The organism is Aliamphritea hakodatensis (assembly GCF_024347195.1).
Lineage (GTDB): Bacteria > Pseudomonadota > Gammaproteobacteria > Pseudomonadales > Balneatricaceae > Amphritea > Amphritea hakodatensis.
In genome coordinates, this window is record NZ_AP025281.1 from 4,458,779 (window position 1) to 4,480,421 (window position 21,643).

General features: G+C 52.3%; 21 protein-coding genes. 6 read left to right on the forward strand and 15 right to left on the reverse strand.

Features of this window, described 5'->3' with window-relative positions:
* Positions 1-32: 32 nt before the first annotated feature.
* A complete protein-coding gene (locus PCI15_RS20215; RefSeq protein ID WP_271271723.1) occupies positions 33-1,031 on the forward strand; it encodes an ABC transporter permease in 999 nt (332 codons plus the stop codon).
* Entirely contained in the window at positions 1,028-2,176 is a 1,149-nt protein-coding gene (locus PCI15_RS20220; protein WP_271271724.1) for an ABC transporter permease, read from the forward strand. The genes PCI15_RS20215 and PCI15_RS20220 overlap by 4 nt, the downstream gene beginning before the upstream one ends.
* 64 nt (positions 2,177-2,240) lie before the next feature.
* On the opposite strand, the gene PCI15_RS20225 is transcribed toward PCI15_RS20220, so the two are convergent.
* Complete coding sequence (locus PCI15_RS20225) at positions 2,241-3,407, reverse strand: nucleotide sugar dehydrogenase (RefSeq protein WP_271271725.1); 1,167 nt, start codon at positions 3,405-3,407, stop codon at positions 2,241-2,243.
* A 178-nt stretch (positions 3,408-3,585) separates the two neighbouring features.
* Here PCI15_RS20225 and mnmC point away from each other — a divergent pair, with 178 nt between their 5' ends.
* The gene (mnmC, locus tag PCI15_RS20230; protein WP_271271726.1) at positions 3,586-5,559 is read left to right on the forward strand and encodes a bifunctional tRNA (5-methylaminomethyl-2-thiouridine)(34)-methyltransferase MnmC2/FAD-dependent 5-carboxymethylaminomethyl-2-thiouridine(34) oxidoreductase MnmC1; all 1,974 of its coding nucleotides are present in this window, start codon (positions 3,586-3,588) and stop codon (positions 5,557-5,559) included.
* Between the two features lie 110 nt (positions 5,560-5,669).
* Positions 5,670-6,269: a CBS domain-containing protein gene (locus PCI15_RS20235; RefSeq protein ID WP_271271727.1), complete on the forward strand. Its 600-nt coding sequence runs from the start codon at positions 5,670-5,672 to the stop codon at positions 6,267-6,269.
* A 21-nt stretch (positions 6,270-6,290) separates the two neighbouring features.
* Here PCI15_RS20235 and PCI15_RS20240 read toward each other — a convergent pair whose 3' ends face one another.
* The 13 genes from PCI15_RS20240 to ccmA form a co-directional block, all read right to left on the reverse strand.
* Entirely contained in the window at positions 6,291-6,932 is a 642-nt protein-coding gene (locus PCI15_RS20240; protein ID WP_271271728.1) for a DUF4126 domain-containing protein, read from the reverse strand.
* Between the two features lie 17 nt (positions 6,933-6,949).
* On the reverse strand, positions 6,950-7,162 hold the full coding sequence (locus PCI15_RS20245; RefSeq protein ID WP_271271729.1) for a YheU family protein: 213 nt from the start codon (positions 7,160-7,162) through the stop codon (positions 6,950-6,952).
* Positions 7,163-9,187, reverse strand: a complete 2,025-nt coding sequence (gene ligA, locus PCI15_RS20250) for an NAD-dependent DNA ligase LigA (protein WP_271271730.1) — start codon at positions 9,185-9,187, stop codon at positions 7,163-7,165.
* A 38-nt stretch (positions 9,188-9,225) separates the two neighbouring features.
* Positions 9,226-11,343: a cell division protein ZipA gene (gene zipA, locus PCI15_RS20255; RefSeq protein ID WP_271271731.1), complete on the reverse strand. Its 2,118-nt coding sequence runs from the start codon at positions 11,341-11,343 to the stop codon at positions 9,226-9,228.
* A gap of 228 nt (positions 11,344-11,571) precedes the next feature.
* A complete protein-coding gene (ccmI, locus tag PCI15_RS20260) occupies positions 11,572-12,828 on the reverse strand; it encodes a c-type cytochrome biogenesis protein CcmI (protein ID WP_271271732.1) in 1,257 nt (418 codons plus the stop codon).
* The gene (locus PCI15_RS20265) at positions 12,825-13,307 is read right to left on the reverse strand and encodes a cytochrome c-type biogenesis protein (protein WP_271271733.1); all 483 of its coding nucleotides are present in this window, start codon (positions 13,305-13,307) and stop codon (positions 12,825-12,827) included. Before PCI15_RS20265 ends, ccmI begins: the two co-directional genes overlap by 4 nt.
* Positions 13,308-13,309: 2 nt before the next feature.
* The gene (locus tag PCI15_RS20270) at positions 13,310-13,840 is read right to left on the reverse strand and encodes a DsbE family thiol:disulfide interchange protein (protein ID WP_271271734.1); all 531 of its coding nucleotides are present in this window, start codon (positions 13,838-13,840) and stop codon (positions 13,310-13,312) included.
* 22 nt (positions 13,841-13,862) lie between these two features.
* Entirely contained in the window at positions 13,863-15,827 is a 1,965-nt protein-coding gene (locus PCI15_RS20275) for a heme lyase CcmF/NrfE family subunit (RefSeq protein WP_271271735.1), read from the reverse strand.
* Complete coding sequence (gene ccmE / locus PCI15_RS20280) at positions 15,824-16,291, reverse strand: cytochrome c maturation protein CcmE (protein ID WP_271271736.1); 468 nt, start codon at positions 16,289-16,291, stop codon at positions 15,824-15,826. Before ccmE ends, PCI15_RS20275 begins: the two co-directional genes overlap by 4 nt.
* A complete protein-coding gene (ccmD, locus tag PCI15_RS20285) occupies positions 16,288-16,482 on the reverse strand; it encodes a heme exporter protein CcmD (protein ID WP_446680447.1) in 195 nt (64 codons plus the stop codon). The genes ccmE and ccmD overlap by 4 nt, the downstream gene beginning before the upstream one ends.
* 48 nt (positions 16,483-16,530) lie before the next feature.
* Entirely contained in the window at positions 16,531-17,292 is a 762-nt protein-coding gene (locus tag PCI15_RS20290; RefSeq protein WP_271271737.1) for a heme ABC transporter permease, read from the reverse strand.
* A 43-nt stretch (positions 17,293-17,335) separates the two neighbouring features.
* The gene (gene ccmB / locus PCI15_RS20295; protein ID WP_271271738.1) at positions 17,336-18,025 is read right to left on the reverse strand and encodes a heme exporter protein CcmB; all 690 of its coding nucleotides are present in this window, start codon (positions 18,023-18,025) and stop codon (positions 17,336-17,338) included.
* 79 nt (positions 18,026-18,104) lie between these two features.
* On the reverse strand, positions 18,105-18,752 hold the full coding sequence (gene ccmA / locus PCI15_RS20300; protein WP_271271739.1) for a cytochrome c biogenesis heme-transporting ATPase CcmA: 648 nt from the start codon (positions 18,750-18,752) through the stop codon (positions 18,105-18,107).
* A gap of 180 nt (positions 18,753-18,932) precedes the next feature.
* On the opposite strand from ccmA, the gene fliK reads away from it, so the two are divergent.
* Both fliK and PCI15_RS20310 read left to right on the forward strand, forming a co-directional pair.
* Positions 18,933-20,915 (forward strand): flagellar hook-length control protein FliK, encoded by a 1,983-nt coding sequence (fliK, locus tag PCI15_RS20305; protein ID WP_271271740.1) that lies wholly within the window; start codon positions 18,933-18,935, stop codon positions 20,913-20,915.
* Between the two features lie 7 nt (positions 20,916-20,922).
* Positions 20,923-21,210: an EscU/YscU/HrcU family type III secretion system export apparatus switch protein gene (locus tag PCI15_RS20310; protein ID WP_271271741.1), complete on the forward strand. Its 288-nt coding sequence runs from the start codon at positions 20,923-20,925 to the stop codon at positions 21,208-21,210.
* Position 21,211: 1 nt separating this feature from the next.
* On the opposite strand, the gene PCI15_RS20315 is transcribed toward PCI15_RS20310, so the two are convergent.
* Positions 21,212-21,619 carry a DUF2802 domain-containing protein gene (locus PCI15_RS20315; RefSeq protein WP_271271742.1) on the reverse strand — a complete coding sequence of 136 codons (408 nt, stop codon included), beginning with the start codon at positions 21,617-21,619 and terminating at the stop codon, positions 21,212-21,214.
* Between the last annotated feature and the right edge of the window lie 24 nt (positions 21,620-21,643).

The window sequence follows — 21,643 nt, forward strand, 5'->3', positions numbered from 1 at the left end:
TCACATTCATTTAATCAGCCGGTAACGGACCTATGCTGAAGTATCTGCTTAAACGCGTTCTGGTCATGATTCCAACGCTGATTGTCATCAGCGCCCTGGTATTTATCATCATTCAGCTGCCCCCCGGTGATTATCTGGAAAGCCATATTGCCGAGCTGGAAAGTCAGGGCGAAAGTATCGACCCTCAGAAAATCGAGTTTCTGCGTCATGAATACGGTTTGGATAAGCCCCTCTGGGAACAGTATCTGGTCTGGATTAGCGGATTTGTGCAGGGCGATCTGGGCTATTCCTTTGAATATAATCTGCCGGTAGCAGAAGTTATAGGCGACAAGATGTGGCTCACCATCATCGTCTCCTTCTTTACCATCCTCGTGACCTGGCTTATTGCCTTTCCTATTGGCATGTATTCTGCCACCCACCCGTACAGCTGGAGCGACTACAGCCTGACACTGGTAGGCTTTTTAGGCTTAGCTACCCCCAACTTCCTGCTGGCGCTGGTCATGCTGTATCTGGCCAACCGCTATTTCGGCACCTCTATCGGGGGCCTGATGGACCCGGAATTCATGGATCAGGACTGGAGCTGGGCCAAAGTAAAATCCGTACTGGAGCATTTATGGATTCCGGTACTGGTCATCGGCACATCCGGAACCGCAGGTATGATCCGCCGTTTACGGGCTAACCTGATGGACGAATTACGTAAACCTTACGTTGTCACCGGCCGCGCCAAAGGCCTGGGTGAGACACGGTTGCTGATTAAGTACCCGCTGCGCCTCTCGATGAACTTCTTCATCGCCGATATTGGCAGTTTATTGCCAAGCATTATTTCCGGTGCAGAAGTCGTTGCGGTAGTGCTTTCATTACCGACAACCGGGCCAATTCTGCTTGCCGCTCTGCAAAGTCAGGACATGTATCTGGCCGGCTCCTTCCTGATGTTCCTGGCGGCACTGACCGTTGTCGGCGTCCTTATATCGGATATATTACTCGCCATGCTTGATCCCCGAATCCGCTTACAGGGAGGTGTGCAGCGATGAGTCAGCACTGGGTCAGTGACAAGCCTTTTGATCCCCATGCCACCAGCGCACTCAGCCCCGAGCAGGAAAAATTCTTTCTGGCATCGCAGTGGAAGCTCATCTGGTGGAAGTTCAAACGTCACCGTATTGCCATGCTCTCGGCGGTGTTTTTAATCATCACTTACGGGGTGGCTTTTTTTGCAGAATTCTTTGCGCCGTACGCACTGGACACCCGGCATACCGATAAGATCTATTCACCGCCTCAGTCAGTTTACTGGTTCGATGAAGGTAAATTTGTCGGCCCTTATGTGCATGGCTGGTCATATCAGCTCAATATGGACAAACTGATCCGGGAATATTCAGAAGACCGGACAGAAAAATACCCGGTGCAGTTCTTCTGCGAAGGGGACGATTACGAACTCTGGGGAATGTTCAGCGGCAACACCCACCTGATGTGCGTTGATGCCCCCGGCAGCCTGTATCTGCTGGGTACCGACCGGCTGGGTCATGATATGCTCTCACGCATTATCTACGGCGCCCGGATCTCGCTGACAATCGGTTTGATCGGCATCATACTCAGCTTTGTACTGGGGCTGACCTTCGGCGGGCTGGCAGGCTTTTACGGCGGCTGGATTGATAGCAGTGTACAGCGGGTAACAGAAATCATCCGCTCATTCCCGGAACTCCCCCTGTGGATGGCCCTTTCCGCGCTGTTACCGCTTAACTGGAGCCCCCTATGGATCTTCTTCGGTATCACCCTGATACTGGCGATGCTCGACTGGACAGGCCTTGCCAGAGCCGTACGCTCTAAAATCCTTGCCCTGCGGGAAGAAGACTATACGACGGCAGCAATTCTGATGGGGGCCAAACCTTCACGCATCATTTCCCGGCATATGCTGCCCAGCTTCTTCAGCCACCTGGTGGCATCTGCCTCCTTATCCATTCCGGCAATGATCCTGGGTGAAACAGCACTGTCCTTCCTCGGGCTCGGTCTGCGCCCCCCTATTACCAGCTGGGGGGTATTGCTCAACGAAGCACAAAACATAAATAACGTCGCAGTGTATCCCTGGCTGATGCTGCCCGTGGTACCGGTCATTCTGGTCATCCTCGCCTTTAACTTTATGGGCGATGGTTTGAGGGATGCGGCAGATCCGTATCGCAACTGATCATAATACTGACGAAAAAGGCCTCTTATGAGGCCTTTGTTAATTTTAGAAACAGTGCAGCCGGTTAATCGCTGCCAAACAGATCCCGGGTGTACACCTTATCTGAGATGTCAGTAATCTCGTCAGATAAACGGTTTGCCACCACGACATCAGAAATCCGTTTAAACTCATCAAGATCGCTGATCACCCGGGAATTAAAAAAGGCGTCATCTTCAAGGGCAGGCTCATAGACTACCACTTCAATCCCTTTCGCTTTGATCCGTTTCATAATGCCCTGAATCGCCGAGGCGCGGAAATTATCAGAACCGGACTTCATCACCAAACGGTATATACCGACAATGCCGGGCGCACGGGAAATAACCGAATCAGCGACGAAATCTTTACGGGTTGTATTGGCATCAACAATTGCCCGGATAATATTACTGGGCACATCTTTGAAGTTCGCCAGTAACTGTTTGGTATCCTTGGGCAAACAATACCCGCCATAGCCGAAAGACGGGTTGTTGTAGTGATCACCGATCCGGGGATCCAGGCCCACCCCCTGGATAATCTGCTCGCTGTTCAGGCCATGGCTTTCTGCATAGGAATCCAGCTCATTAAAGTACGCCACTCGCATCGCCAGATAGGTATTCGAAAATAACTTCACAGCTTCCGCTTCAGTGGCGTCGGTAAACAATACATCAATACTGTCTTTACGGGCGCCAGCCTGCAGCAATGCAGCAAAAGCCTCAGCCCTGGCTGAACGTTCGCCAACAATGATCCGCGAAGGATACAGGTTATCGTACAGCGCCTTTCCTTCCCGCAAAAACTCTGGAGAGAACATCAGCTGTTCACAGCCAAGCTCGTCTTTCAGACGGGCAGTAAACCCCACCGGTACCGTCGACTTAATGACCATCACCGCATCCGGATTGATCGCCATCACATCACGGACCACAGTCTCAACCGAGCTGGTATTGAAATAGTTGGTCTCAGGATCATAGTCTGTCGGGGTGGCGATGATGACAAACCCGGCCCCGTCATAAGCCGCCTGCTTATCCATCGTGGCCGAGAAGTTCAGACTGCTATCCTGCAAAAAAGCCTCAATTTCGGTATCAACAATCGGGGCCCGGCGGTTATTCAGTAACTCAACCCGCTCGGCCACAATATCCAGCGCAACCACTTCATTATGCTGCGCCAACAGTAACGCATTCGATAAGCCCACATAACCGGTCCCGGCTACAGCAATTTTCATACACTTACATCCTGATCACGAAATCAGTTTCTGTTTATCACGACGTTTTACAGGGAGATATATTGCTGACAGATATCATCAAAAAGCAATCTTCCCAACGTCAGTACAACTTCTTTAAGGCGGAAAATGGTACCATAGTTTCCCCGATTTAATCCGACTTCCCTGCAGATATCCTGACATGAGCCAACAAACCTCCTGCCCAAACGCACAACTTCGGTGGTGCGATAATCAGCCATTTTCAACCCAGTACGAAGATGTCTACTTCAACAGCGAAAACGGGCTGGAAGAAACAGACTATGTATTCCTGCAGGGGAATAACCTTAAAGAACGGTTCCGAAAATCGGCAGGGCAAAACTTCGTCATTGCTGAAACCGGTTTTGGCAGCGGCATGAACTTTCTCAGTACCTGGAAACTCTGGCTGGAACATGCCCCTTATGATGCCCGGTTGCATTACATCAGCGCCGAACGTTTCCCTTTCAGCCGGGAAGACCTGCAGAAAGCAATGCAAATCTGGCCGGAGTTTCAGGCACTCCTGCCGGAACTGATCCGTCAGTACCCGCCGTTAATGTCAGGCTTTCACCGCCTTAACTTCCCTGACAGCCGAATAAACCTGACACTGATGTTTGGTGACGCCACTGAGATGTACTCACAGTTAACGGCACATATAGACGCATGGTTTCTGGACGGATTTGCCCCTTCCAAAAATGCCGACATGTGGCATGAGGATTTATTCCGGATCATGGCAACACTCAGCCATCCCGGAACAACATTTGCGACCTTCACTTCTGCAAGCAAGGTCCGCAAAGGCCTGCAGGCTGCAGGTTTTGAAATCAAAAAAATTCCGGGATTTGGCCCTAAACGGGAAATCCTTACCGGTCAGTTCAACAGCGCGCCACCTGCTGAGAACGGCACCCCATGGCTGTCACTCCCTCCACCCCCGCCCCACCGGAAACACGCCATCATCATAGGCGCCGGACTGGCTGGTGCCTGTACCGCCTGGAGCCTGGTACACAGAGGCTGGAAAGTCGAGGTAATTGATCAGCACCCAGAAGCCGCTCAGGCCGGCTCAGGTAATCATCAGGGAGCCCTGTACGCAAAACTGCCGGCAAAACCTATCAGCAGCAGCCAGTTACACCTGCATGGATTTCTGCATGCACTGAACTTCCTGAACAATAACGTGCCGGCTGACGGCATCTGGAATCAATGTGGCATGCTGCAGCTGGCAACCACAGAGAAAGAAAAACAGCGTCAGGCGGCGCTGGTAGACGAGAACCGCTATCCTGAAGCCCTTATCCATGCGGTAGACTCTTTTCAGGCCAGTGAGATTGCAGGCCAGCCTGTCCCCCATGCAGGCCTGTATATTCCTGATGCCGGCTGGGTAAGCCCGGTGCGACTCTGTCACTACTTATTGCAACACCCCGATATCCACTGCCGGTTTAACACCCGGGTAGAAAAGATCAGCCGAAACGGCGATGAGTGGCATCTGTATGACAGCAATGATCAGCTTATCGCCTCATCAGCCATCATAGTCGTTGCCGGAGCCAGTGAAACCAAACGCTTTGAACAACTCAGCCATCTGCCGGTAAAACCTATCCGCGGGCAGGTCAGCCTGCAGCAGACCACACCACAAGCTCCGGCTCTGAACACCGTCATTTGTGGTGAGGGTTACATATCCCCCCCTTTGGATAACCGGTGGTGCTTCGGGGCCAGTTTTGACGTTAAAACACCCAGTGATGAAATTCGCGCAGAAGATCACCAAAGCAACCTTAAAAAACTTCAGGATGTATTACCGGAACTGGCGGGACATTTCGCGACTCAAACTGAAAGTCCCCATGGCCGGGTAAGTCACCGGTGTGCTTCAGCAGATTATCTGCCGATCATCGGCGCTGCCCCGGACTATAATGCATTTATCAGCGACTTTGAGAGATTGCGTAAAGACAGCAAATGGCGTTTTGACTGCCAGGCAAAAAATCATCCAGGACTCTATGTCAATCTGGCGCATGGCTCTAAGGGGCTGATTACCGCGCCCCTGGGTGGTGAATTGCTGGCAGACATACTCAATATGACACCTATACCACTGGAAAAAAATCTGATAAATGTTATGAATCCGGCCCGTTTTATCATTAAGAATTTGAAAAAAGGGACGATATAGAGGTATACATATAAGTAAATCAACTAACGGATCTGCATATGGCACTGGTCATTTACGATCAAGGGTATCGCATACAGACACCTGTCAGATCGAATTTTCCGCCCACAGGCGTGGAACAGCTTACAAACCTGTCGCAATCTATGGAGACGGCGACACAGGCAGACCATGAACGCGATATGGTTGCCGCCACACAACATAAAGAACAGCAGCAGGGTAATGCACGGGCGCGGCAGAAAGCGGCAAACATCTATCAGCAGGCCCGCAGCAGCAATCCGGCAGAGGCGGAACCACGCAGCTATATACCGGCAGCAATGATCATGTCGCAGCCAGTACAAAGCGTTCTTTCAGGCAGCCCGATTCGCTCAGCACTGTACAAAATGCAGCAGCTTCGGATTGACCATCTGATCGTACTTTCAGGGCAGGGATTATTACTGGGAGTTGTCACCAAGATATTGCTCATGCAGGCCCTGAGCAAGGCATCACTGATGGGCAAGGATCTGGAAGACAGTATCGACGGCTGCTACGACACCAAGGTCGTGACAGCGACACCGGAAACCAATATTCGCCAGCTCGCCGTTACCTGTGTAGATAAAAAACTCACCTGCATTCCAATCGTCAGCGAAGAAGGGGAAATCAAAGGAATCGTAACCCGGACCGACTTGCTGCAATCGCTGATAAACAACGAATGGCTGGACAGCCGGAGCTTATAAAGCACCGGCCTGACACGGCAGCTATTTAATTTTTAAGAGTGGCTCAGAGCCCTGCGGGACGATGGCCTTATCCGGAAAAAACCAGCGAAAGATTTTCTTAATCCCCGTCCAGATCCGTGGCAATATCCATACCGCAAACAAAATAAAGACAACCAGCGCCACCAGAAAGAAAACCGGCTGAGAGAGCGCAGCCCACAGGCCCGCAATAACCAGCACATCTTCTGACAATGAAGCCAGCCAGTTAGAGACAGGTTCCGGGGAAGTATTGATCAGCACTCTGCTGCCGGCTTTAAGTGTATGACTGGTCGCTGCCATTGTGCCGCCCACCAGACCCGCGGCCAGCATAGCGGCACCGTTAACCTCTCCCATTGCTCCGGCAGCCAGAATCGCACCGGCAGGTATTCTGATAAAGGTATGCAGCGTATCCCAGCCGGTATCCACACCGGGGACTTTATCGGCAAAGAACTCAACACAATACATGAAGCCTGCTGCGATCAGCACCATAGGATCGGCCAGCAACTCGAGGCCGGGGGGCAATGCCATATGCCCCATATTAGCCATCAGCCCCAGCATCAGAATGGCCGCGTAAAGATTAATACCGCTGGCCCAGCCAACTCCCATACTCAACGCAATCAGCGTGATAACCTGGTCTAACTGTTCCATAAGCACCTCACAAAATTTCAGAGCGTGTTACGGTAAACTATATTACAAAGGCCTGTATTCTGACTGAATAGGATAGCCACCTCACCGCTGTTAAGCCTTGCTTCAACCTGCGCAACGCGGTCACTGAGTCCGACTTCAGCCTCGCCATAGTCGGTGCCATCCCGTGTGACAAACTCTTCGATAAGATTCAGCAGCGTATCCCGGGCAAGCTGATCATGAGGAATGATCATTCAGCTTTCCAGTTCAGTGAGCCGTGCCAGTAACTGAGTCTCATCAAGCACCTCAATGCCCAGAGACTCAGCCTTCTCCAGCTTTGAACCTGCGGCCGCACCGGCCACAACATAACTGGTCTTTTTCGACACACTGCCGGCAACTTTCGCACCGAGATTCTGCAACCGCTGCTTCGCTTCACTCCGGGTTAACTGCTCCAGAGTACCGGTAAGAACCCAGGTTTGCCCTTCCAGCGGCACGGCCTGTTCACTGATTTCAACATCAGCCCAGCTAACGCCGGCTTCCCGCAGTGCCTGAATAACTTCAAGATTGTGCGGCTGACGAAAGAAACTCAGAATATAACGTGCAACCACCGGACCAACGTCTGGCGTCTGTTGCAGCATATCTTCATCGGCAGCCTGAACCGCCTCGAGACTTCCAAAATGCATCGCCAGCGTACGGGCGGTGGCCTCACCCACTTCACGGATACCCAGGGCATAAATAAAACGGGGCAACTCGGTCTGTTTGCTTACCTCAATACTGTTAAGCACATTGCTGGCAGACTTAGGACCCATGCGTTCCATTTTTGAAAGCTGAAGATGCTTAAGATGGTATAAATCTGCCGGGCTGTGCACCAGCTCACGTTCAACCAGCCCATCGATCAGTTTTTCCCCCAGACCATCAATGTCCATCGCCTTACGGGAAATATAATGCTTCAGCGCCTCTTTTCTCTGTGCAGCACAGCTCAGGCCACCCGAGCAACGGGCAACCGCTTCATCTTCAAGGCGGATCACAGCAGAATCACATACCGGGCAGTTTTCCGGCATAACAACCGGCTCGGTCCCTTCCGGACGGCGCTCTGCAACCACACTGACGATCTGCGGAATAACATCTCCGGCACGGCGGATAATCACACTGTCACCGGCACGTACCCCCAGCCGCTCGACCTCATCCATATTATGTAACGTGGCATTACTGACGGTAACACCGCCAACAAACACCGGCTCAAGCCGTGCTACCGGCGTCACGGCGCCGGTTCGGCCAACCTGAAACTCAATCGCTTTTACTTCTGTCAGTTCTTCCTGAGCAGGGAACTTATGGGCAATTGCCCAGCGCGGCGCACGGGAAACAAACCCCAGCCTTTGCTGAGTCCGCAATGGGTTAACTTTAAAAACAATACCGTCAATATCATAAGGGAGTGCGTCCCGCCGGGCAGAAAGATCAGTGTAATATTCAAGACACCCCTCAACCCCGTTAACCGACTGCATTTCCGGATTAATTTTCAGGCCCCAGCCAGATAACTGCTGAAGCACGCCTGTATGGGTGTCGGCCAGCTCACCTTCCACTACGCCCACACTGTAACAGCACATTTCCAGTGGACGCGAAGCCGTTATTCTGGAATCCAGCTGTCTCAGACTGCCCGCTGCCGCGTTACGGGGATTCACAAATGGCTTTTCTCCCCGACTCAGCGCCAGATCATTCAGCTTGTCAAAACCCGCTTTGGGCATATAGATCTCACCCCTGACCTCAAGACGACGGGGATACCCTTCTCCCAGCAAACGTAACGGAATACTGTTAATCGTTCTGACGTTCTGGGTGATATCTTCACCGGTTGAGCCATCTCCCCGGGTTGCGCCGCGAATCAGCCTGCCTTCTTCATATAAAAGGCTCACCGCGATACCGTCCAGCTTAGGCTCGCAGGCATATTCCAGCTCAGTATCCGGCTGATCCAGACGGTCTTTCAGGCGCTTGTCAAACGCCCGCATATCATCGGCATCAAAGGCGTTATCCAGAGACAGCATCGGCATTTCATGGCGTACCTGGCCGAAGCTGCTTAACGGAACATCACCTACCCGCTGAGTAGGCGAATCATAGGTTATCAGCGCAGGGTGCTGATCTTCCAGCGCTTTAAGCTGCTGAAATAAACGGTCATATTCGGCATCCGGAACCGTCGGTGCATCCAGCACATAATACTGATAATTATGATGACGTAACTGTGCCCGCAGATGCTCTATCATCTGGTTTGCAGAGGTATCCTGGCTCATGAGATTTCCGATGGATCAGATTAGGACCCCAGCTGCGATTACAGCTGAGGTTTAAGTTTACGCATTTCAAAGTCACGGATGCGTTCGCGATAATGTTGTTTTGTCTGGGTTCTCATGCTGGAACGGTTTTCATCCAGCAGCTCACCACCCAGATTTTTAGCAACCGCCTCAGCCGTGCCCAGCATACATTCATATGCGTTCATCACGTCACGGGGCTCTTCCATCGACATAAAGAAGGTGACACCACGGGTATCCAGGCTTTCCATATTATCGATATCAAAGATGCCGGGTTCCATGGCGTTGGTCATACTGAACTGAATAGCGCCCTGATCAATCCCGTCTTCATAGCGGTTAAAGATCTGCATTTCACCGAAATGCATCCCACAGGCTTTAACGATCTGCAGCAGATTACGCCCATTGAAGCCCTGCTCTTCCCGGGTAACGACAGAAATAACCAACACCTTATCCGCATCCGGAACCGATTGCACAGCACGCTTTGGAGTTGCAGATTCAGCAGGCGCAGGCACAGGCGCAGTCACAGGTACAGAAAACTCAGGCTCCGACTCTACAGGGTCTGAAGATGAGAATTCTTCAGGCGCAGCAGCCATATCCACCAGCGGATCGGTGAACATCGGCTCCGGTTCGAACTCAGCAAACGTCGGCTCTTGCCGCTGCCCGGCACCACTATCAGCCGACGGCCCAGAAAGGCTCTCATCCACCAGCGGCGCATAACGGATTGCCTCATCAGCCAGCTCATCAACGGCATCAAACCGCGACTCAGGTGCAGGCGGCTCAGCAGGTGCTGCATCAGGAATACCGTTCACAGAAAACCTGTCACGTTCCCCCAAATCCATTGTTGCCTGCTGGGGACCGGCAGCATGGACCGGCGGATGCCCGAATAACTCAGTAATCGGCTTTTCAAAATCCAGCGTATTATCCTGGTCGTCTTCCTCAACCACTTCAGTGAGCCGCGGGAACATAAACTCTTCAGCGCCCTGACTCAGATCATCATCCAAATCATCATACTGATACTGCTCAGCAGGCGGCTCAGATACTGGAGACACGGTCTCTGACGTCAACTCAGTCTCAGAAATATCAGCCACATCTTCAGATGGTTTCGCAAACTCATAAACAGGTTCAATGCTGACTTCATCAACAGGCTGATCAGTATCAGCTGAAGCAGGCGCTTCTGCAGCATTGTTGCCGGCCTGATCATACGGGTAATCAACCGCGACAGACTCGCTGACAACCCTTACATCAGAAAGACCGTCATAATCTGATAATCCGTCATCCACGTCGCCAAGAGGCTCAAACAGAGGGTCACGCTCAGCAAAGTCACTTGCATCAAAAGCGGGCTGATCTTCAACATATTCAGGAGAAGGGTCAGCCTCAAAAGCAGGCTGATGACTGTCAGCATCTGCAGAAGGCAGACTGCCAAAAGCGACGCTGATCTGTTCATCACTTAACGCTTGCTCTGTCGCACTGAAAGACAAAGGCTCATCTGCAGGAATATGTTCTTCGGTAAACGGTACAGCGGTTTCTTCATCAGCCCGCTCCTGCGGCACTGATGCATCAGTTTCTTCATATTCAGTGGCGTAACGGGCAGCGCTAAGGCTTTCAAAGTTAACCTCAGTTTCCTGCGGCATATCAGCAAAGGTAAGCTGGGGTTCTTCTGAGGAATGATCAGACTCTGAAACGATACGGGGAGCTGACAGGTTATCATCATCAAATACAGGCTGATCCGGTACGGCTACTTCTGCCTTAAACGGTTCCTGCTGAGAAGTGTCCGCTGTTGAGCATGCAAGGATTTCGTCATCCACTTCAGACTTAACTTCTGAAGCAAGCTCTCCCGGCTGAACGGAAGGTTCTTCTGCGGTTTCTTCAAGGGGTTCAAAGGGTAACTCAGATTCAACTTCACTGGCCAGTGATACCGGCGACTGACCTGCCCCGCGTTCCGCGTCATCATCTATGACGCGAAAGCCGCCATTAGGCAGCTCAGGGTTATGGGATTCTTCGGGAAGATCAACAAGACTCTTATCGATCTGCATGCGCAATGTATTCCGATTACTGCGCATACGTCGCCATCCGTCGATGATGATTAATGCGATGATGACCACACCGCCAATAATCAACCATTCACGTAAACTTAGTTCCATCAAAGAACCTGACCCTTAGCAAAAACAATAGACTGTATAAACTATATCTATTTTATGACTGAGCACATACACCTGCAACACAACTTATCCCCAGATAAGTGTTTGTTTCACAAAAACAGATGTAAAACCCTGCATTATCTGTATGACCCGTTTTTTTATTTGATGTTCCGGGCCTGATTTCATGCCGAATCCGGATACATACAGGACCCGGCACGCAAAACTCAGGGGCTACTCAACAATCTGATCGATAGACAGATCTAATATATCAACTTGTTGCTGAACAGCAACCGGTGAAATGGTTCCGGTCAGGTCACCGGCCTGAGGACGCAGTTCACCGCTGGAAGATACCCGTGCAATTATCTCAACTTCATCCACAGAAGAGAGCGTCATCTGGGGCTGCATCGCCAGGCTGTCATCCAGAATAACATTCGCCGGTAAATCCGCGACAGTCAGACGCACAGCAGCAAGCGGCACCCGGCCACCAACCGGGCGGGCAAAAATAAATACCGGGCTGTCCGGGCTGACAGTTTCAGCAATCTCAGGTCTGATTGAAACATTGATACTCAGAGATGCGGTTTTCAGTTCTGGCAACTCAGGTACGCTTTCACCCTGTTCGATCAGCGCCTGACGGGCTGACTCGATACCGCTGCGCAGCGATTCCTGCTGAACAGGCTCTGCATTGTCATACGCACGGCGCCAGAAGCTCAGCGCTTCCCGGAACTGTCCGTTTTCATAAGCGTCAATGCCCAGTAATCCAAGCGCGGTGACTTCATAGGGCTCACGGGCCAGAATGTCATCAAGAATGCCACGAATCTGTTCATTAAGGCGGTTGTTATTGGCCAGATACAGGGCCTGAGCATATTGCCCCTGAACACCTGCATACTGAGGTGCATCTTCCGGCAGGAACTCCAGCACTTTTTCAAAACTGCGGGAGGCATCTTCATACCGTTGCATATTCATATAGCTGTTCGCTAACAGGAACCAACCTTCCGGTTTATCAGGCTCAGCCTGCAAACGGGCTTCAAGCTCGGCAATGGCCTCATCCATGCTTGGCGTCTGGCCGTTAAACGGATCCACTTCACCGTTAACCACTGCCCTGACATCATCTATGCGACCGTATTCACCATAAATAGCGATCGCTGAAACCGGCATCAGCACCGCCAGCAATACTGCCGTCACCAGTGTCTGAGTGCTCAGTTTCAAAGGCTTACCGTTCAGCGCTTCGAGGTCTGCCACGTCATTCAGCAGGTTTTTTTCCAGCTCTAGCTTCAGACCGGCATGGTCATCATCCGACAGATTGCCGGCATCACGCTCCGCATCCAACTCGGCGACGCGCTCTTTGTAAATTTCAACGTTCTGGGCCTGACGGTCAACAGCATCATCCTGCGGCTGACTGAGCATCCGGCGGGCCCGGAAATAAGGGAGCAGAACAAAACACATTGCCAGCGCTGATAACGCTGCAATACCTAACCAAAAACTCGTCATGCGTCTTTATCCTGATCCTGTTTTAAAAGCGCATCCAGGCGCTGCTGTTCCTGAGCCGATAAGCCTTCTTTTTCGGCAGACTTACCGGTTGTCTTTTTACGCCGTGTCAGCGCTATGACCACTGCAACACCAATGATCAGAAGGCCGACAGGTGCGTACCAGAGTACATAGGTCTGACTGGAGACCCGTGGGCGGTAAAGCACAAACTCACCGTAACGGGTCACCATAAAATCAACAATTGCCGTATCACTGGCACCACTGTCAAGCATCCGGAAAAGCTCATCACGGAGGTCTTTAGCAATCGGTGAATTAGAATCGGCTATATTCTGGTTCTGACACTTTGGGCAACGCAATTCAGCACTCAAAGCCTGAAAACGCTCCCGGGTAAGTTCATCTCTGAACTCATAGGTATCAATAGCCGCATAGCCAGTCTGGCTAAGAAGCACTAACAAACCTATAAAACATGCTCGCAGGGTCATTCTCATGCCCCCCCCTCCAGAGCCTGCATTTTCGCCTTCAGCGTCTGCCAGACCCTTTCATTCACTTCACCGATATGCTTGTAACGAATGATCCCCTGAGCATCGATAAGGTAAGTCTCCGGGGCACCATACACCCCCAGATCCAGACCTAAACGGCCATTGGGATCAAAAACATTCTTCGCATACGGGTCCAGATATTTATCCAGCCACTCCTGAGCTTTGATGCGGTCGTCTTTATAGTTAATGCCGTAGATCGTTACCCCTTCATCACGGGCAATACGGTTCAGCTGAGAATGCTCCTGCTTACAGGTAGGGCACCAGGTCGCCCAAACATTAATCAGCGCCGGGCCGGTGAAGTCAGCAGAGGACATCATCTGATTCTCGTCATACAGCGACGTCAGTGAAAACTCAGGAACAGGCTTACCCAGCAACGGCGAAGGGATTGTCGTGGTGTCCTGACCAATTCCCCGCCAGAGGAAAATGGCCAGCCCGACAAAAATTAACAGTGGCAGTAAAACTAAAATGCGGCGCATCACAGTATCCTATTAATGGTCTTCAGGCAGCCTGACGGCGAGCCAGTTCACGTTTTGCCTGTCGGCTGTAGCGCTTATCCATCGCCGCCAGGATACCGCCCAGTGACATCAGCAAGCCGCCCAGCCACAACCAGCGAACAAAAGGCTTATGCTGTACCCGGACCGCCCAGGCACCGCCCTCTAGCGGCTCTCCCAAAGCGACGTACAGGTCGCGGGTGAAGCCAGGATCGATAGCGGCTTCTGTCATCACGTTACCACGGGCATTATATAACCGCTTTTCAGGTAACAGCTGTGTATAGGGCTCACCGTCCTGCAGGATCCGGATAACCCCCTGATCAGAACGGTAATTCGGCCCTTCGACCTTGCGGGCACCATCAAAAATAAACTCATACTGGCCAAAGGTTATCCGGTCGCCAGGCGCCATCCGCAGATCACGCTCTTCATTATAGATAGAGACCATCACGGCACCGACAATTGTCACCGCCACACCAATATGCGCCAGCATCATGCCAACATAGCTGCGGGAGAAACCGCGCATGCCCTTCCACAAACCGGATTTTGCTGAGGCCCGCTTATACATATCCTGCAGCCCGGTAAATGCCAGCCAGAACACCAGCACCATGATCCCGACAACCTGAAAGTTGAATTCACCGGCATAAAGCCACTGGGCAACCACACCGGCGACAATACTTAATATCGCAGGCTTCCATAGCTGACGGGCCAGCAGCTCGATACTGGTCTGACGCCAGCGCGCCATAATCCCAATGCCAAGAAAACCCGCCATCAACAGGACCAGAGGAATAAACAGGGCATTAAAGTACGGCGGTCCCACCGAGATTTTGCCCAGGCCCAGCGCATCAACAATCAGCGGATAAATGGTACCCAGCAACACGGTCATGGTGGCAATCACCAGCAGAATATTATTGATCAGCAACAGCGTTTCACGGGATACCAGGCTGAAACTGGACTCACTTTTCACATGTGCCGCTTTCCAGGCATACAGGACCAGAGAACCGCCCACAGAGATGGCCAGCAAGACCAGAATGAAATAACCACGGGCCGGGTCTGATGCAAATGCGTGTACGGATGTCAGCACCCCGGAACGCACCAGGAAGGTTCCCAGCAAGCTTAAGGAGAACGCAAAGATCGCCAGCAATACTGTCCAACTCTTAAACACCCCGCGTTTTTCAGTAACGGCAAGGGAATGCACCAGCGCAGTACCGATCAGCCATGGCATAAAGGATGCGTTTTCAACCGGGTCCCAGAACCACCAGCCGCCCCAGCCAAGTTCGTAGTATGCCCACCAGCTTCCCAGACCAATTCCCAGTGTCAGGAATGCCCATGCAATGTTTGTCCACGGGCGGGACCAGCGTGCCCAGGCAGCATCTAACTGGCCGCTCAGTAATGCAGCAATCGCAAACGCAAAAGCCACAGAGAAACCCACATACCCCATATACAGTAACGGAGGATGAATAATCAGACCGATATCCTGCAGCAGCGGGTTAAGATCCCCACCCTCCTGAGGAAAGACCGGTAAATGCCGGTCAAACGGATTCGACGTAAGAATAATAAACAGCAGGAAACCAACACCGATCATCCCCATCACCGCCAGAACCCGGGCTACAATGGCCGGAGGCAGGTTATCGCTGCGCACAGCAACAGCAAGGGTCCAGCCGCCCAGAATGACAATCCATAACAGCAGCGACCCTTCGTGTCCGCCCCAGATTGCGCTTATTTTGTAATAAATCGGCAACGCGGTATTGGAATTACTTGCCACATAAGCGACCGAGAAATCATCGACCACAAAGGCATACCCAAGGCACAGCAGAGCAATAAACAGAAACAGGAACTTAGCCGTTGCCAGTGGGCGCGCATAGGACATCCACAAAGGGTTATTCGTTTCCGCACCGATCAGCGGGATAAATGCCAGCAAAAAGCTCAGGCAGAGGGATAAAATCAGGGCGTACTGGCCAAATTCAGGAATCATTCTGCGTATGCCTCTTTTGCACGTAACTGCTCAGGCATTTTTCCGGCCTTTTCCAGTGCTTCCGCCACTTCCGGCGGCATATAATTCTCATCATGCTTGGCAAGCACTTCCACGGCCATCAGCTGACCGGCTTCGTTCATCTCACCCTGAGCGACAATCCCCTGCCCCTCACGGAACAGATCAGGAAGGATGCCGTCATAAACAACATTCACGGTGCTGACATAATCCGTCAGGCCAAACTCTACCCGCAGACTTTGCGGATCGCGCTTTACACTGCCCTCAACAACCATGCCACCTGCACGGATACGGGTCTCAACAGGCGCTTTACCCGCAGCGATATCCGCCGGGGAATAAAACAGATTAATATTCTGGCTCAGCGCGTACATTACCAGGCCAACAGCCACTGCTGCGCCGATTACAATAGATAAAACGATATACAATCGCTGTTTACGCTTAGGGGTCATATTTGGCTTTGCTCCCGGCGCAGACGACGTGCCTGCTCTTTATGAATCTGTTTTTTGGTACGCAGCGGAGCCATAAGATTCAGCACCACAACAACCAGGGCAATGGCGTAGCTCAGCCAGACATACAGTCCGTGACCGCCCATTGCCAGAAAATCAGTAATACTCTCGAAACCCACAACCACCTCACTCACACTGGCCTGCTCGTTTGGCCCGTGCTCTTACTAATAGTTCCGGTAAATTTAACGAAATTGTGTCTGGATCATATCCCGCACCCAGCCACTGCGACGCTCCCGGCTGACAATCTCATTACGCAGCCGCAACATCATTGCCACCGCAAAGAAACAATAGAACCCCAACACCATAATCAGCAGCGGCATCCACATCTCAACAGGCATTGCCGGCTTTTCGGTCAGAGTAAAGGTTGCCGGCTGGTGCAAGGTATTCCACCATTCAACCGAATACTTAATGATCGGGATGTTCACCAAACCAACCAGAGATAAGACCGCGGTCGACTGCGCGGCAGTTGTCTTATTTTCAATCGCAGAGTTCAGGGCCATCACACCGAAATACAGAAATAACAGGATAAGCATAGACGTCAGCCGGGCATCCCAGACCCACCATGCTCCCCAGGTAGGTTTACCCCAGATCGCACCTGTTGCCAGCGCCAGTACTGCAATCGAAGCACCGATTGGCGCACAGCATTTGGCGACCATGTCTGCGACTTTCATTTTCCAGATAAGTCCGACTGCACCTGCAATGGCCATCAGCATGTAGCAGGACTGAGCCAGAATGGCTGAAGGCACATGAATATAAATGATTCTGAAACTGTTACCCTGCTGGTAATCAGCCGGCGCAAACGCCAGCGCCCAGGCAGTACCGCCCAATAGCAGCAACACCGCTGTCCAGGCAAACAACGGTAACAGTTTGCCAGTAATGTCATAACACCATCGGGGAGAAGCCAACTGGTAGAACCACCGCGGCATCCACTTTTTTTCTGCCATATTACAACTACTTAACTGTTTAACAGTCTGTTAATAAAGCCAGTTAACTACTGGCACTGATTCTTAATGCGGCGGCAATAGCAAACGGTGCCAATACCAGCCCCAAGACTAAAATCGCCCCCAGTAATGCCAGGAAACCGGCGATCGGCAAACCTGTAATTGCTGCCTGCGCAGCGCCAGTACCAAAAATCAGCACCGGAATATACAGCGGAAGTACCAGTAATGAAATCAGTACTCCCCCTTTTCGTAACCCTACGGTCAGTGCCGCCCCTATCGCCCCTATCAGACTCAGGGTAGGCGTGCCCAGTAACAGGCTGGCCATCAGCCCCCACATGCCTTCAGCCGGAAGAAACAGCATCACCGCCAGCAAGGGTGACAGCAGAGTCAGCGCCAGCCCGGTCATCATCCAGTGCGCAAACACCTTGGCCAGTACGACCAGAAACAGCGGCTGCGGGCTTAACAGCGTCTGTTCCAGCGTGCCGTCTTCAAAGTCTGAACGAAACAGCCCGTCCAGAGATAACAGCGTTGCCAGTAAAGCAGCCACCCAGATAACCCCGGGAGCAACTTCCGCCAGAAAGGTTGGCTCAGGGCTGACACCCAGTGGGAACAGGCTCGCAACCATCAGGAAAAAGATCAGCGGATTAACCAGATCACTTTTCCGGCGGAAGGATAATAACAGATCCCGCTTCAGCACACCCCAAAAGAACATTTCACCAGCCCTGCCTTCACTCATACATCCGACTCCTGTCTTCCAACCAGAGTTCCGGAAGCGGTTCTGAACATCCCGGCCACTTGCTTAAGGTGCACACTCATTATACAACTCTCCCGCCGCAAGCTAATTGATCGAGATTAACTTTTCGCAGGGTTCCGGCCATCGCCAGTTCATGATGCGTGGTCAGAATAACCATACCGCCACCGGCGGCGTGATCAGCAATCAGCGCTTCGAGTGTAGCCACACCCTGTTTGTCGATTGCAGTAAAAGGCTCATCAAGAATCCATACCGGAGCTGAACTGAGATAAAGACGGGCAAGGCTCACGCGGCGGTTCTGACCGGCGGAGAGGGTATGACACGGCACATCTTCAAAACCACGCAGGCCTACCTGCTGCAGGGCCCAGTCGAGTTTCTCAACGTTGATATGAGGCTGCATGGATGCATACCAGTGAAGGTTTTCCAACGGCGACAACAATGCTTTCACACCCGCCTGATGGCCAAAATACAGCAGGTTCTGGCGATATTCATCGGCGCATTCAGCCAGCAGTTGGCCACCCCAGTAAATATCCCCTTCGTAATGATTGGACAATCCCGTCAGCATTCGCAGCAGCGTCGTTTTGCCACTGCCGTTCTGTCCCTCTATGCGGACAACATCGCCGGCTGAAACAGAAAAACTGAGGCCTTCGAACAGTACTCTTTCGTCCCGTTCACAAAACAGATTATCGACCCGAAGCGGTTCAACTGCCAATCTAAAAACCTCAGCTCAGCCTGAATTTCACAGACATTTTTTTCACGGTTAAAGCGGACAAACCCTATAATTTTTTCAGTATCCGCCGAAAGCAAGGCATTATATACAAAATAACTCTGTGAAGTGCACAGTTGCGGCAAAACTACTGCGCTACATCAAAGCTCCGTGAGGCAACCACATATGTTACCGCCTTCCAGTATTCAGAACTCTGCTGGCAATGCAGGCTCCCCGCGGACAACGCAGGAGCTGGCCCGTGCACTGACCGTGGATAAACCCACCCCGGTAACAATCAGACAAGTATCCACCAGCAGCTCACAAAGCAACCAGTCAGGTCAGCCCGCAACCACTGCACTGGTCATCCAGCTGGGAAGTCAGCAATACCAGCTGAAAACCCAGCAACAGCCGGGCCAGACGTTAACGGCTCAGGCACAGGCGCTGATAACCCGTACAGCGGACGGTAACCTTTTACTCGATATATTACAGCAGCAGCCCCCCAGAACACAGGCGAATACACAAACAGAGCAAAACAGCAGAGCAAATCAGGCACCGTCGCAGGCGACATCAGGTACTGGCAGCACTGCCCCAAACCCGTCGCAAACTTCAGCAACGCCGCGTAACGCTCCGCTGCAGATAAATCTCGGACAGCCACAACCTGCGCCGCTGACAATCAACCGCCCGATAGCAGGCCAGTCGATACAGGTTATTCCGCAAACGCCCTCAGGCACGGTCACCACTCAGACTGGCAGCCCCGCCACATCTGGCAATACACCACCGTCTGCCACTGTCCCGCTACAAAACACCGCCTCCCCAGCCGGACAATCAACAGCTCCGACTGCGCAGCAGGCCACTCCCCAGCAGACAGCCCTACAGCAAGGCGGTGCAACCGGCAATGCCGCACCACAGGCTCCGCAAACGCAGCCATCTTCTGCCAGCCAGACCGGCGGTACGGCGGCACCACCGGCCCCGGCAGCAACCATTCAGGTACCTTCCGGTCAGGCGCCGGCAGCTACGCAAACCAGCCAGGCGATACCGGGCGGGCGGCCCACAGCAGCTTCACCGGGTCTTTCCGGACAGCCTCAGCCTGCCAGCCAGCCCTCTGCTCCGCAGCCGGTTCAGCTACTGACACAAGCCGGGGCCGCATTAAGCAAGCAACTGCCCATTCAGCGTCCGGTCATCGTCACTGTTGAACAGGCAACCCAGCAGACCAGCGGCAGCCAGACCCTGCAGGTGAAACTGAACAATCAGAGCCTCGCCTTACAAAGCCCCGTACCGGTCAGCGTCACAGACAAAGCGGTTCTGCTGAGAACAGCAGGCACTCAGGCCCTGCTGCAACCGATAACCCCGGATGTTCAGAGTAAAGATACCCAGAAGGTAATCAGTGAAACCCTGCGGGAAGTATTACCAAACCAGCAGCCACTCGCGAATGTGCTGAATCAGCTAGACAGCATTGGCAAACAGAATAATAAGCCGGAAAACAGCAATCTGAACCGGCTGGTATCTTCCCTTATCAGCCTCTACAGCGTGCCGGCTGAAGGGGGAAAAGAGGCCAGCCAGACGGTGCAGCGTAATCTTCAGGATGGCGGCCTGTTCAGCGAAAGGCAGTTGCTGAATAATAAGCCCCTGACCCAGGATCTGAAAGCGCAGCTGGGACAACTGCTGAATGCGGCAGACAGCCTGCCAGAACAGCCCCGTCAACAAATGCTGGATCTGATTAAATCATTGCTTAACCGGGTCACTCAGAACCAGCTTGAAAGCTTGCAACAAAACCGTACCAACCCGGACGGCAGTCTGGAGCGGGTCTTTACCCTCGACCTTCCCGTCCGTCAGGGCCAGCAACTGGATAATGTCGAACTGAAAATCAGTGAATACCGCCGGGAAGACAGTGAGCAGGAATGGCAGAGCAGCTGGAAAGTACGCCTGCATTTTGACCTTGAACAACAGGGTACCATTGATGCAGAGGTGCTGTTACAACAGGATAACGAAGTCACCGCGCAGTTCTGGTGCAGCCACGCTTCAACGACCCGCTTACTTAACGACAAGCTCAGCGGCTTTAATCAGCATTTACAGGAACAGGGATTTATCATCAGCAACCTGAACTGCCATACCGGAAAAACACCGACGGCAAAGAATCAGGTACAGCAACTCATTGATATCAGCACCTGAGGCGGATATGACGAAAGAAACGGCCAAGCAACCATCACTGAATCAGAAAGCCATTGCGCTGAATTATGATCACGCCTCAGCGCCTAAACTGGTCGCCAAAGGCCGGGGGGTCATTGCTGAACAAATCATTGCTCTGGCAAATGAGCATGACGTTCACATTCACGAAAGCCCTGAACTGGTTGAAGTACTTCTGAGACTGGAACTGGGGGACGAAATTCCGGAAAGCCTGTACCGCGCCATCGCCGAGATAATCGCCTTCACCTACAACCTTAAAAAGAACCCGGCGAAGCCATAAATCAGCGCCGGCCACGTACCTGTGGTGCCGCAACTTCTTTGTGCAGCAAGGCCATTAATTCCGCCTCCGGACGGCCAATGCCGCAATTCTGCACCAAGTCATCAACGTCGGCGCCCATCTCCATCAAACGTGCTGCCTGATTGTACGCCAGTACGCCGGGATCTCGGTTAGCCAGCTCCTGCTGTTTCTCTGCGGTAATATTCAGACGGCTTTCTATATCAACCAGCCGGTGCCCCATGCCGATGGAGCTGCTGGTCATGGCCTGTATCTCATTGCGTAATACGTTGATCAGCGCCTCATACTGGCGCTGATGCTGCTGAAGCTGACGATGAGCGCGTAAACTGTAAACAGTTGCAACAACAGCCAACAAAGCGACCACTGTGAATCCTATCCATATCATTGCGTTCATCACTCTTCCGAATCAACCAGGGAA